General features: G+C 58.9%; 13 protein-coding genes and 1 pseudogene. 4 read left to right on the top strand and 10 right to left on the bottom strand.

The window, feature by feature from the left end:
* The first annotated feature begins 136 nt into the window (after positions 1–136).
* Positions 137–437 (top strand): annotated as a pseudogene (locus AB3X98_RS25600) (H-NS family nucleoid-associated regulatory protein).
* A 220-nt stretch (positions 438–657) separates the two neighbouring features.
* Here the strand turns inward: AB3X98_RS25600 and AB3X98_RS25595 are convergent.
* The 9 genes from AB3X98_RS25595 to AB3X98_RS25555 all read right to left on the bottom strand — a co-directional run bounded on the left by AB3X98_RS25595 (position 658) and on the right by AB3X98_RS25555 (position 7969).
* The gene (locus AB3X98_RS25595; protein ID WP_368602919.1) at positions 658–1128 is read right to left on the bottom strand and encodes a cupin domain-containing protein; all 471 of its coding nucleotides are present in this window, start codon (positions 1126–1128) and stop codon (positions 658–660) included.
* Between the two features lie 78 nt (positions 1129–1206).
* Entirely contained in the window at positions 1207–1707 is a 501-nt protein-coding gene (locus AB3X98_RS25590) for an SRPBCC family protein (protein ID WP_368602920.1), read from the bottom strand.
* A gap of 207 nt (positions 1708–1914) precedes the next feature.
* On the bottom strand, positions 1915–2337 hold the full coding sequence (locus AB3X98_RS25585; protein WP_368602921.1) for a hypothetical protein: 423 nt from the start codon (positions 2335–2337) through the stop codon (positions 1915–1917).
* A gap of 154 nt (positions 2338–2491) precedes the next feature.
* Positions 2492–2905, bottom strand: coding sequence for a hypothetical protein (locus tag AB3X98_RS25580; protein ID WP_368610341.1), 414 nt, complete (start codon positions 2903–2905; stop codon positions 2492–2494).
* 208 nt (positions 2906–3113) lie between these two features.
* Complete coding sequence (locus AB3X98_RS25575; protein ID WP_368602922.1) at positions 3114–3776, bottom strand: HEAT repeat domain-containing protein; 663 nt, start codon at positions 3774–3776, stop codon at positions 3114–3116.
* A 282-nt stretch (positions 3777–4058) separates the two neighbouring features.
* Positions 4059–4721 carry a hypothetical protein gene (locus AB3X98_RS25570; RefSeq protein WP_368602923.1) on the bottom strand — a complete coding sequence of 221 codons (663 nt, stop codon included), beginning with the start codon at positions 4719–4721 and terminating at the stop codon, positions 4059–4061.
* Between the two features lie 211 nt (positions 4722–4932).
* On the bottom strand, positions 4933–5226 hold the full coding sequence (locus AB3X98_RS25565; RefSeq protein ID WP_368602924.1) for a hypothetical protein: 294 nt from the start codon (positions 5224–5226) through the stop codon (positions 4933–4935).
* Between the two features lie 93 nt (positions 5227–5319).
* Complete coding sequence (locus tag AB3X98_RS25560) at positions 5320–5826, bottom strand: DUF4262 domain-containing protein (RefSeq protein WP_368602925.1); 507 nt, start codon at positions 5824–5826, stop codon at positions 5320–5322.
* Between the two features lie 562 nt (positions 5827–6388).
* Entirely contained in the window at positions 6389–7969 is a 1581-nt protein-coding gene (locus tag AB3X98_RS25555; protein WP_368602926.1) for a cation:proton antiporter, read from the bottom strand.
* Positions 7970–8259: 290 nt separating this feature from the next.
* On the opposite strand from AB3X98_RS25555, the gene AB3X98_RS25550 reads away from it, so the two are divergent.
* On the top strand, positions 8260–8772 hold the full coding sequence (locus AB3X98_RS25550) for a redoxin domain-containing protein (RefSeq protein WP_368602927.1): 513 nt from the start codon (positions 8260–8262) through the stop codon (positions 8770–8772).
* Positions 8769–9296, top strand: coding sequence for a DsbA family protein (locus AB3X98_RS25545; protein WP_368602928.1), 528 nt, complete (start codon positions 8769–8771; stop codon positions 9294–9296). The genes AB3X98_RS25550 and AB3X98_RS25545 overlap by 4 nt, the downstream gene beginning before the upstream one ends.
* 12 nt (positions 9297–9308) lie before the next feature.
* Here AB3X98_RS25545 and AB3X98_RS25540 read toward each other — a convergent pair whose 3' ends face one another.
* Positions 9309–10808, bottom strand: coding sequence for a winged helix-turn-helix domain-containing protein (locus AB3X98_RS25540; protein WP_368602929.1), 1500 nt, complete (start codon positions 10806–10808; stop codon positions 9309–9311).
* 278 nt (positions 10809–11086) lie between these two features.
* Between AB3X98_RS25540 and AB3X98_RS25535 the strand changes: the two genes are divergently transcribed.
* Positions 11087–11992 (top strand): LysR family transcriptional regulator, encoded by a 906-nt coding sequence (locus AB3X98_RS25535; protein ID WP_368602930.1) that lies wholly within the window; start codon positions 11087–11089, stop codon positions 11990–11992.
* The last annotated feature ends 38 nt before the right edge of the window (positions 11993–12030 follow it).

Genomic DNA, 12030 nt, shown 5'->3' with positions numbered 1-12030 from the left:
GGTGTTCCGTTGCCAGCGGTAGACCGACAACGGCGGATTCTGTATCCGGGTCAGGCTAGTCAGTGGCTAGTTTGCGACCGTGCCGAATTCACGCAAGCTATGATCGCCATCACCGTGTCAAGTGGAGGGGCGAATCTTGGCGACATTCAAGGAACTGAAAGCACAAATGGCCGTGCTTGAGGAGCAAACGGTTGCTGCACGCGCAGCGGAATTCGAGGAGGTGCTTGCGGACGTCAGGACCAAGGTCACCGAATACGGATTTACCAAGCGGGATATCTTCGGGCGCGGGCGGAGCGGACGCTCGCCAAGACCCGGCGGCGTGGTGGCCCCCAAATACCGCGACCCGAAAACGGGAGCGACGTGGTCGGGGAGGGGGCGTGCACCTAACTGGAATCAAGGACGCGAAAAACCGCGACAGGTACCTCATTCGAGACTGACGTCAACGCGGTGGTCCGCCGCATCGGCCAGATGACCCTGACCGACCCGTTACGGACGCTCGGACTTGCTGGAAGCGGCCGTTCGGCCGCGCCCCGGGGGCCGCAAATCGTCGGCGATCTTCGAGCCAGGTCGAATCAGACAATTGGCGGGAGTCGCTCGTCTTGCACGAATGGTGCTGTAAACAGTGCAGAACGTCGGCGCGACTTCGATGGACGATATTTATTCTGTGCCGTCGTGGCCAAAGTCAACGAGTACCTCATTGGGGCCGGCCACGTATAGCCTCTTGCGTTTGCGCGGGTAATCGCAAACGTCGTGCTCCAACCTCTGACCGGCGATGATTAATACCAGAGGGATGCCGCCAGTGTTCGAAAGATTGTGGGCGGCGCCTTCCCGTGCGAACCCCAAGAAATCTCCCGCTCCGATTTCATACACCTGGCCGTCGATGGCTGCCTCCCCGGCCCCTGAAAGGACGTAGACACATTCCTCTTCATAGAGATGCCGATGATATTCGGCGGATTCGTGCCCGGGCATGAGTGTCACCAAATGAAAGCCGAATTGCGTGATCCCCGTGATGTCTCCGAGCGACTTCTTGAGGCGTACGGCCTTTTCGTTTAATGGATGGACAGAACGCTGCGGCGTCATCGCCTCGATATCGGCAGCCTTAAGCAACGCGCGCGGGTGTTTCGACATAATTGCCTCAACTTTTACAGGTAAATCGGTGGGAGTAAGGATTTTGTGCGGAGTCGCACGAGAAGCGGGCGCGGGCGCTCAAGGCGTTTTAGATTCCGCGCGCTGCTTGACCGCGGCATTCATTGCCTGAAAGTTTCGCCGAGTTTCCTCGATCACGTCCTTCGTCAACCATCCAACAAGCAATCCAGAGAAGGACTCCGTTTGCTCAAGATGGGTCCCATCGGCTACGGCTGTCAGGTGAATGCAATGTGTACCGTCGAAGACACCGCGAATCCATACACTGCCACGCCAGCAAAGGTCTTGTTCCGGACGAACGCGCACGATAGTCGGTTTGAATACCATCGAATCCGGTCCAGTGCCTAGCACAATGCGGATTGTTGCTCCTTCCCTGAACTCGCCGTCAACCCGAGTAATGAAGGGATTCCAATCGGGATACGCGGCGCTGTTTGATACGACTTTCCAGACATCGGCAGGCGGCCGATCGATAAGAACGTCAGCACGCGCGCGACTATCTTCGTGCAGGATGCAAAGGGCTCCAATTACGCCGACAACACTAGCGACGATGCCTTTCAGCAGCAATCTCCGTAAGCCCATATGCGCCCCGTAATCCGTTGTAGTGCTGCTGCTGCAGCCTTGAATTTACAGATTGTCGATGATCCAAACACCGATGTCGACCGGCAGAAAATGGCCGTTCAGCGCCAGATGACCGAACGCGATGATCGTCTCGGGCGTGCGCGCGATACAAACGGCATAACCCGACCCGATATAGCGGACACTGGCGTGTCGCTATGGAAGCGTCAGTGTCACGAGCGACAATTGGTCGTCTGAGAACTCATAGTGAGTCCACACACCCTGCTGTTCAAATCGAATCCACGCAGCTCCATCCTTCGCCTGAGACGTCTTGATGCCAGCGCTCGTTGCGAAATGCATGGCTGCGGCATAGGCGTTGAAGCAGGGAACTCCAATGACGTCACTACTTATCGCGGAAAAGCCGGAGCGAGGTCGGATGTAGCACCAGATGACCGAGAGACGTTGCGTCTCGTCGAATCGGAATTCAAAGCCCGCCGATTTCGCAGACGAACTGAAGCTATCAGCAGTGTTTTCGTGTAGGCGGTCGAAATCATAGACAACGTCCATGTCAAAGTGCTCTAGTACCTCGATGACCGAGTCGCTCTTCAGATTTTTGCCGAGATAGCTTACGAGTTGCATCAGGGTGCCTCAGGTTTCTGTGGTGGAATTTTGACAAGCAGCGTTGCCATTGGCACGTTCTAGATTGTCGTTCATCTGGGAGCACTAGCCCAATGACCGCCCCTGGCCGACTGATGCTATATGAGCGGCGCCGGATATAGCGATCATGGCGGCGTCAAAACGCTCTCCAGACCTCGGAGCCAACGAATGCGTAGTGTTCCGGCCCGGAGGCTGGCCCAGGTAGAACTGCGGGCCATTCGATGCACGGATAGTAGATATACATGGGCAGGACAAAGTACAAGCTGCGTCTCACATCGACGATTGTCGTCAGCCTTTCGAACTTACGCTCCATCCAACTGAATGCTACGAAACCCGAGCAAGCGGACATCGAGAATATGCAGCCCCACGCGTAGCCGGGCAACTGGCGGCCGCCCACTATGGCGGTGTGGTACGAGTCACCATGCGGCGGTTCCCCTTCGTATTTCAGTGCTATCTCGTAGCTGCCGTCCGGCGGTAGTAGTACATATTCACCCATGCCAGCCCAGTGGCTAAGCTCTTTCTCCGTAAACTGGATTACGTGCGATTCCATCTAGGTTCTTCAACACCGCGGATAAAGAAGATATGCAGATTGTCGACGATTTCCGCGGCGGTGTCGAAGGACCGCTTGTGGCCGCACTGCGTCCCACGACCGGGCACGGCGCTCGCCCCCCGGCCAGCATCTCACGCAACGGCATAACCGACCCAGAGCGTACGGCCGCACTATCCCAAAACGGACGTTGAATCACCCTTCTCAAACTCTAACTTCGGGCAGGCGCAGACCCATCACCGGCCTTCGCGACAGGCTGGCCGTCACGTGCCTTAATCGCCTCGATCGCCGCTTGAGCCGACACTTTCACATCGCGCTTTCGAGACCTTAGGTTTTGAGTGAGAGCGGGCAACGCCTTGCGCGTGCCAATCTGATTAAGAGTGGCGTGGCAGTATATGACGTCATAGGGATCTGAGGTGGTTGCGAGAATCTCCAGCAACTTGTCTTCAGCCTCGTCGCTTGTGCAGCGCTTAAGTGACTGAATTGCGGAATGCCTCACCAGCCATCGCTTATCCTTGAGAAAAGGAAACAGTGGTCTGACATCGACGCTTTCCGGCTTCGGGATATCGGCAAGCCGTTCAAGGAGACTTGCCAGCGCATACTTGTCCGGCTCTTTTGACGAGTATTCGATTAAGCGCGACGCGCACTCTTCGCTGAGACAGTTCTTTCCGATTTTACCGATGATGAAGTAAGCCGCTGCTCGCTGCTCCTTTTTTAGGCTCTGACCGAGGTACGCATGGAGTTCATCGACCAAAGTCATGTCGGAAAGCAGTTCCGCTTGGCGATGTGCCTGCCAAGAGATCGAATCGTCCGAGCTAACGACGTCTTGGTGCGCGGTCATCTGTTGAATTAGTTCGAGCAGTTCCTGCTGCATCACCGCACCTTACGAAAAGCAACTACGAGTCTAACAGTGCGGCCAGATCGACGAGACCGTGACCGCCTCAGCAACCGAATTGTCAGCGATCTGCGCATCTAATGCGAGTGACCGAAACTGGCCGCACTGCGTCCCACGACCGGGCACGCCTCTCGTCCCCGGTCCTCATCTTATGCAACAGGCATAACCGACCCCGAGCAGTCATAGACATTTTCCGGAAGCGGTCATTGAGCTGTTGTTTTGAGGAAGAGGAAAACGTCTAGGGGGCTGGCAGCAATTCACTTACCAGAATTTCCACCGCGTTTTCTTGACCGCTATCTTGGCAGGCTCCGCCGCCAGCGCCGTGCAGTAATAGTTGAATTTGCTTTTATAGTTCCACTCGTCCCAGGGGCATACTCCAAAAAGTGTTTTCATGGCCACATCAAGCATGTTTGCCGTAACATAAGCTTCCGTCGAGGTCTGCCCAGTCTCAGTGTTCCGGTAAACCGGTGGCTCGCCTTCTTCCTCGACAAACAGCCTAGCTTTCAGCCACGAAAGCTCAAAGTCCATTGGGTTTCCTTCATCACTTGTCTTATCTAGTGTATGGATTCGGGAACGAATCCGCATGCCGTCTTCCAAGATGACGTAACCGAATGAACCGCCCGAGTCATAGTGGCAAAAGACAACGGCAAGCTCTGGGGTTCCGAGTGCGGAGAGAAGCGTCGACTCGACCGCTTCCCCTTTAAACAGAATTCGCTCAGCAATTTCGCCGTTATAAATGAAGATCGCATCGTTCTTCGATTCGACCGCGATGTTGCCTAGTACTCGAACGTCATGAGAGCCTCGAACTTCAGATGCCGAAACAGCATGAAATGCTTTTCCAAAGGCTCGACGTATCATCTCCTCTTCGTCGTCAGGAGTAGAGGAGGTTGGTTGGAAAGCTAACCCTGCTGTCGATAGTCCCATTTGGCTCTCACCACAATCGCTCAAACGTCATGTAGGCATCGTCTGCAGTGGCTGAATATCGAAGCTCCGGCCTTCGGCAGATCGTTTTGTAACTGAATCCAGCTATCGTGACAGGGGAATATTCTCAAAGCAATGCCAGTAAGCGGCGCCGCCGAATATCCAGAATTGGCCGACCCGGGACAGGAGCGCGGAAGAGCGGCCGATGTAGCACTTACTGGGCGCCAAGCTGATAGAAAGCCCAAACCTCCTCCGAAACTTCCGCCGCAGCAAAGCGAAGGATGCCGGACCCTGAGTCGATCTCGAAGACTCGCGCCAGATGCCGTTGCGTTCGATACTGCGGATGCGGCAACTCGATTGGCGGTTCAGACGACCGCCTCCAATCGAAACTCCATGGATTCAAACCCGAGAGGCTTATTTGCTGCCCCTCGGCGACCACGCCGACGGCTTCCCAAGACACCATAACCGCGATTTCCTTGATGGCGAAACCGCGATTGTCGACGATCAAGGCGACCGTGTCGAATGTCTCAAGTGGCCGACCCTTGCCCGATGCGGTCGGCCATAACCACCGTCTTGCAATCCAGTATCGCCCGGCCGATTTTCAGCTCAATGATGATGCGCTGCACGTCAGATCAGGTTGAGCAAGATTCAAAGCTTCGCCTGCATCGGGATGTCGGGGAAACACACCCTCCTTGCTCGGCCAGAGCAGTTGCAGGCATGGAAATTCGTCGCCCCCATAAAACCAACGATTCCATCCAAGATGATCTTGGTAGTGTTTCCTGTCTACGGGCAGGAGCAACGCATCCGAATTGGCATATATCGTCGATGTCAGCTCGCCAATGGGCGGCGGCGATCCGGTAGAGATCATCCGGTAGATGTGCCAAAGGACATCGTGTGCAATGTTTGGTGGCATCGAGAATACGATGATCTCCGGGAACCCGTGTCCTATCCAGAACCCTGTTGTGAATGAGAACTCGGGATAGTTGGATTCCGCAAAAATCTGCGTGCGAAACCATCCATGTTGACGGATGCTTTGAACAAACCTTTGTTCTTCTTCGTCAAGCACCGAAACGGGTGCATCTAGGGCAGTTGCAATGTCTGGTCGCATAGGTCGGAACTCGCCAACTTCGATCGACAGATTGTCGGCGATTTACGTACCGCGGTCGAGTGACCGAAACCGGCCGACACCGGAAGCTCGCTGTCTGACCTTCGGGGCGCACGAGTTCACCCGAGAGGGCAGCTATGTAGCGCCGGGAGAACGTCGGGGCGACGCGGGGGTGCGTTCCTACGGTTATGATGGGAATACAGTACTGATGTGTTTTCCGGGAGTTCGGTCTTACCTAAGGGAGTGTCGCATCGAGATAGATGCATGCCCGGTCGGCGCTGTCGCTCGTGGTGACCAGATTTGATGATCGGTGTCGCCGCTTACCTGATGCTCGTCGGATGCGCTGGCTCCGACCGGGGCGCTTGCTGCTCGGTGTAGCGGCTCCCGATCGAGACGGTCGTAGTTCAGTGAGGTTACGAAGGCTACCGCTGGTCCCTGCTGGGTGTGGTCGGCCTGTTGCTGGTCGTGTCGGGCAAACTCGTCGCGTTCGATCTTACGCGGCGAGTGCCGGCTTCGTGAGGGGCGCGCCGCTATCCTCTCAGTGGCCCCAGCGGTCTCCGTGGCCTCAGGGCTCCAGCAAACGAACGAGCCGCATCTCCTCGAAATCCAGCTCCGACTCGATGCGATGGAGCACGGCGTCGTCCACTCGGCCGTTGCGATGCAGATCTAGCAACGCGCCCCGCGTCACGCCGACGAGTTCGAGCTCTACGCGCAAGAGCTGCGCACGCTCTTCGATCCTCAAGCCGCCTGTGAGGTGCGCGCCCTTGTTCGCAGTCACGCGAACCTTGTATTCGGCGATCAGGCGATCGAGCGTGGCACGCGGAATAGGCAGCCCCTGTTTCGCCATGTCCTTCACCGCGTCGAGCGCCGCGCCGAACGAATGGGCGCGCGCTTCGTGCTCGGACATCGTATGGCGCGTGGCGGGGCGTAGTTTGAGCCAGCGGATCAGCGGGGCGAGGCTGCCGCCCTGCACGACGAGCGTGGCGATGATGAGCAGGAAGGTGCTGAAGACGATCACGTCGCGCCCCGGAAAGTTCTCCGGCAACGCGATGGCCGCCGCCAGGCTGACCACGCCGCGCATGCCCGCCCAACCCATGACGATCGCTTCGGCGAACGACCATGCCTCGCCGCCCGAACGGCGCGCGCGCAAACGGCTTGGCAACCAGACCGCAGCGAGCACCCAGACCAGCCGAGCGACAATAGCGGCCGCCGTTGCCGGCAGCGCGACTCGCAAGCCGGCCATCACCACGGCGCTTTCGTGATTCACGCGCGCGAGGATCTCGTGCAGCACGAGGCCGATCATGATGAACACTAGCGCGTCGAGGATAAACACGACCGCTTCCCAGGTCGCTTTCGCCTTGATGCGCAGGTCGGCGCTGAACACACGGTGCTGTCGGATGCCCAGCACGAGCCCGCACGTCACGACCGACAGCACGCCCGAGCCGCCCACGGCTTCCGCGATGCCGTAGCTCGCCCACGCCATCACGAAGGTGACGACGATGCCCAGCATCGGCTCGCGCAGGCGCGGCAGGGCCCAGCACATGACGTGGCCGCACAGCAGGCCGACGATGATGCCGATGAGGATCAACTCGACGAACAGGCCCGTCGCGCTCGCGAACGTGATGGTGGCCGCGAGCGCCGCCGAAACGGCCATTTGATACAGCAGCAGGCCCGAAGCGTCATTGACGAGGCTTTCGCCTTCGAGCACGGCCACGAGTCTGGCGGGCAGGGGATAACGCTGCAGAATCGCTTTCGCCGCCACGGCGTCGGGCGGCGAGACGATTGCGCCGAGCGTGAAGCACGCGGCCCACGGCAACGCCGGGTTGACGGTGTGGACAGTGACCGCCACGGCAACCGTCGTGAAGGTCACCGCGCCCAGCACAAGCGAGACGATGGTGCCCAGTTCCTCGCGAAACTCCTTCCACGCGGTATAGAAAGAACTCGACATCAAGAGCGGCGGCATGATGGCCGCAAGCAGCAGATCCGGGTCCGTTTGCGGCACGCGCTTGCCCGCGACCGCAATCACGCAGCCGCCAAAAAGCAGCACGACCGCAGGAGGAATGGCAATGCGCTCGGCAAGCCATGTCAGCGCGCCCGCTCCACAGATCAACAAGAGCAGATAGTGGAAAAATTCGACGTTGGTCACGATGCCTGGTGCGTTGAGTGATAGGGAGAAGCTCAGAAAAAGCGGACGCCGACGGTTGGAGCCGAACGGCAGCATATATCACTTCAAATTTGCGTGTCGTTAAGCGAAGGCGGCGGGACGCGACTTTGTGGCCCGACCGTTATACGAAGGTTTCGGTCACTTTAACTTTCTCGTGAGACCACGATGCGATTGCATAATTGCGAGGCTGCCGAGCCCGGCGATATTCTGGAACGCATCGGTTGCCGCACCATGCGACAACTCAACGAAGCCCATCAGGAGCATTTCAGAACATGAACACGTTGCTTGCCGAAAACCTCGCTTCACCGCTACAGCCCGGCGTGCAAGCGCCGGACTTCACGTTGCTGGCCACGCCGGACCAGAAAATGTCGTTGTCGGAATTGCGCGGCGCGCCGGTCATCATCGCCTTTTACCCGGCCGACTGGAGTCCGGTTTGCGGCGACGAACTCGGCTTGTTCAACGCCGCACTCGACATGTTCAAGCGGTACAACGCGCAGTTCGTGGCCATTTCCGTGGATAGCGCGTGGTCGCACGCCGCCTTTTCCGCGCAACGCGGCTATCATTTTCCGCTGCTGGCGGACTTCGAGCCCAAAGGGGCGGTCGCCAGCCGCTACGGGGTGTATCGCGCGGCGGAAGGCGTGAGCGAACGGGCGCTTTTCGTGCTCGACGGGGAAGGCGTCGTGCGCTGGTCGGAAGTCTCGCCGATCAGCATCAATCCGGGCGTGGACGGCGTGCTCGACGCCCTCCAGCATCTCGTCTCCACCACGCAACAGGACCTGTCATGAGCCATCTCACTCCGCCCGTTGGGCACGCCGATCATGTGCAGGGCGCTGCGGATGCGCCGGTCACGCTCGTCGAATACGGCGACTTCGAATGTCCGTATTGCGGCGCGATGTATCCCGTCATCAAGGCAGTCCAGCAAGCGATGGGCGAGCGTCTGCGCTTCGTGTTCCGGCAATTTCCGCTCGCTTCGATGCATCCGCACGCGCTTCATGCAGCCGAAATGTCGGAGGCCGCAGCGGCGATAGGACGCTTCTGGGAAGCGCACGACGTACTCTATGAAAACCAGAGTGCGCTGAACGACGGAGCGCTCGCGACCTACGCCTCGCATATCGGCATTCACGCGAGCGACTTGAAGTCGGCGTTTGAAGGCGCGTATGACGAACGCATTCAAGGCGATTTCGACGGCGGCTTGCGCAGCGGCGTCAACGGCACGCCGACCCTGTTCATCAACGGCCGGCGTTATGACGGCGATCGGGACGCCGGGAGCATGCTCGAAGCGCTCAACGCCGTCGCGGCCGGCAAGTGAGAGGGCAGACCGTCAAGCCGGGGTGAGCACCCGGCTCTGGCTTTCTGCGAAGGGCCACGCATGATTTGCGACGATGCGCACCCTGGCGGCAGGGCCGTCTTGCTCTGTGCGGAGCCGATCGAACTTGCGCTGCATGTCGGCCGCTTCGCCGCATGCCGCGAGCCGCTCATCGGCAAAGATTCTCGTCAGCGCGAACATTTCGAAGCGTGTTTTCATACCTTCTTGCCGGCGCAGCAAAAGCGACTTTTCCGCAAGCAACGCAAGCGCACGCTCCACGGACGCAGCGTCGTGCTGAGAATCGGCCGCGATCCGAACGGCTTCGCTCGCATCGAAAGCGCGTGGGAAAACGGCCAGGCGCCGCAGGACCACGCGTTCCAGGTCGCAGAGCGTATTTTCACTGCGCAGGAAATTCGCCTTCAGCGTGCGCTGATGCGCGGAAAAATCCTTCATGCGCGACTCGAGCGCCAGGATGCGCTGCTCGAAATCGCCTGCGAAAGCATCGAGTCCGGCTATCGCAGCGGCTTCGGCGGCGAGTTCGATGGCGAGCGGTACACCGTCGAGCGAATTGCACACTTCTCGCACGGCGGCCATGCCGGCTTCGCTCATGCTATTACCTCCACTCAATGCAAAAAAACGCGCGAGAAATAGCTCGACCGCTCCGCATTCGGGTGCGCGTTTCGCTGCCGCAACCAGCGTTAAAGACGAGAGCGGCGGGACGATCACCCGCGCCTCATAAGAGAGGTTCAGCGGCACGCGGCTCGTGACAAGCGTGTGGATGCCGGGGCAGTCTTTCAGGACGGCGTCCACGCAGTGCGCCACCGCATCCGCCAGAAGCTCGCAGCCGTCGAGTATCAGGAGCGCCTTCTTTGCAGTGAGCGCCTGCGCTAACGATGCAAGAGAATGTGCACGCTGCGCCGACCCTGCAAGCGTTGCCTCTGCGATCTTCGCGACAATCTCCTTGATACACGAGACGGAATCGAGCGAAACAAGGAATACCCCGTCGCTGAAGTTTGGCAGTGCTTCGAACCCCAAAGCCACGGCCAATCGCGTCTTGCCAATGCCTCCCGCTCCCAGCAGCGTAAGAAGCCGTGTTTCGCCCACGCGCGCCGACAGCGTCGCCACGGCGTGCTCGCGGCCCAGCACTTTGCCGGGCGTGCGGGGCAGGTTATGACGTGCTGCTTCGGTCTTTGCGCGCGAGGGTTCGCCGGTTCCGGGAGTGGCTTCGCATTGCTTCAAGCGGTAGCCACGCCTGGAAACCGTGGTGATCAGATCGCGGTCTTTCCCAAATGCGCGGCGAATGGCGGAAATGTGTACGTGCACGTTATTTTCCTCTACCACGCAATCCGACCACACCTTTTGCAGGATTTCATCCTTGGAAACGAGCTTGCCATCCGCGAGAATCAAGACTTCGAGAATGTCGAAAGCGCGTGTTCCCAGCGTCATTTCCGATCCTGCCCGATAGACCTTTCTCGTCACGAGATCGATTTCGACATTTCCGATGCGTTTCATCATTCCATCCGGTCTGGTTTGCAATGGTCTCTTCATGCGCCTGTCCCAATCCTTATACGGGCGCGCAGTATCCGTAAGACTATCGATCTCGAAGCGCGCAGTGAATATGCATGGAATCGGTCATGAGGTTGCGCGGTGCGCAATACGATTTAAGGAACTCGTAACGGGCTCCTTAAAGTGTATTGCCCGCATTGCTCATTACACGCATTCAACAACCGCGCGGCGTTAGGGTGTAACCTCCCCATCACAAAGTCATTGCGCAGCATGCGCGTCATGGAGCCATGGATAAACTTGTAGCCCTCAAGACCCTGCTCGAGGTCGCGGACGCCGGAGGATTCGCCAAAGCGGCAAAGCGCATGGGGGTCGCCACCTCGTCGGTGGCGCGCCTGATGGACGCCCTGGAGGCGCAACTCGGCACGGCGCTGCTCACGCGCACGCCACGCCGCGTGAGCCTGACCGACGCTGGCGCGAGCTATGTCGAGCAGGTATCCAAGGTGCTCGACGGATTGACGGAGGCTGACGAAAGCATCCTCGACAGCGGCGCGGCACCAATCGGCACGCTGCGCATCACGGTTCCCACGACCTACAACCGCGTCGTGCTCGCGCCGCACCTTGCAGCGTTTTTGCGCGAGCATCCCAATGTAGCGCTCGACATTGTCGTCGCTGATCACATGATCGACCTGGCGCTGGAGCGTATCGATATCGCCATCCGCATCGGCCTGCCTTCCGATAACCCCAATCTCATAGCGAAAAAGCTGGCGGAGAATCCACGCGTGGTAGTGGTGAGCCACGAATATCTGGAGCATTACAGCGTGCCGCTCACGCCCGCCGAACTGACCGACCATCAATGCCTGCGCATCGCGTACGGCGGCAGCTATCGCGCCCGTCAAACGTGGACGTTCATGCGAGCGGGAGAGCAGGAACGAATCAACGTGCGAGGGCGGCTCGTTTCCAATAGTCTCGATATGCTGCTCGAGGCCGTGCTCGCGGGCCAGGGGCTCGCGCTATTGCCGGAATGGCAGGTCAGGGAACATATCAACGCGGGTCGACTCATGCATCTGTTCGCGGACTACCGCGTGACGCCGCACGGCGACGAGGCAGTCGCGTATGCGGCGTATCTGCCTAACCGGCGGCTCTCGCGAAAAGTGCGGGCGTTTCTCCAGTTCATCGAGGGCCGGGTGGAATAGAGCATTGATCGACTGACGCGACTGCATCACGCGATCAC

The organism is Paraburkholderia sp. BR14312 (genome assembly GCF_040948675.1).
Classification (GTDB): Bacteria; Pseudomonadota; Gammaproteobacteria; order Burkholderiales; family Burkholderiaceae; genus Paraburkholderia; species Paraburkholderia nodosa_A.
The sequence above is the reverse complement of the archived record's forward strand: the minus strand, read 5'-3'. Positions and strand labels throughout refer to the sequence as shown.

Bases quoted from the DNA above. Each gene is read 5' to 3' on its own strand.
- AB3X98_RS25580 (WP_368610341.1), bottom strand. From the start codon at position 2,905: ATGGAATCGCACGTAATCCAGTTTACGGAGAAAGAGCTTAGCCACTGG.
- AB3X98_RS25545 (WP_368602928.1), top strand. From the start codon at position 8,769: ATGAGCCATCTCACTCCGCCCGTTGGGCACGCCGATCATGTGCAGGGC.
- AB3X98_RS25570 (WP_368602923.1), bottom strand. From the start codon at position 4,721: ATGGGACTATCGACAGCAGGGTTAGCTTTCCAACCAACCTCCTCTACT.
- AB3X98_RS25560 (WP_368602925.1), bottom strand. From the start codon at position 5,826: ATGCGACCAGACATTGCAACTGCCCTAGATGCACCCGTTTCGGTGCTT.
- AB3X98_RS25575 (WP_368602922.1), bottom strand. From the start codon at position 3,776: ATGCAGCAGGAACTGCTCGAACTAATTCAACAGATGACCGCGCACCAA.
- AB3X98_RS25540 (WP_368602929.1), bottom strand. From the start codon at position 10,808: ATGATGAAACGCATCGGAAATGTCGAAATCGATCTCGTGACGAGAAAG.
- AB3X98_RS25585 (WP_368602921.1), bottom strand. From the start codon at position 2,337: ATGCAACTCGTAAGCTATCTCGGCAAAAATCTGAAGAGCGACTCGGTC.
- AB3X98_RS25550 (WP_368602927.1), top strand. From the start codon at position 8,260: ATGAACACGTTGCTTGCCGAAAACCTCGCTTCACCGCTACAGCCCGGC.
- AB3X98_RS25535 (WP_368602930.1), top strand. From the start codon at position 11,087: ATGGATAAACTTGTAGCCCTCAAGACCCTGCTCGAGGTCGCGGACGCC.
- AB3X98_RS25595 (WP_368602919.1), bottom strand. From the start codon at position 1,128: ATGTCGAAACACCCGCGCGCGTTGCTTAAGGCTGCCGATATCGAGGCG.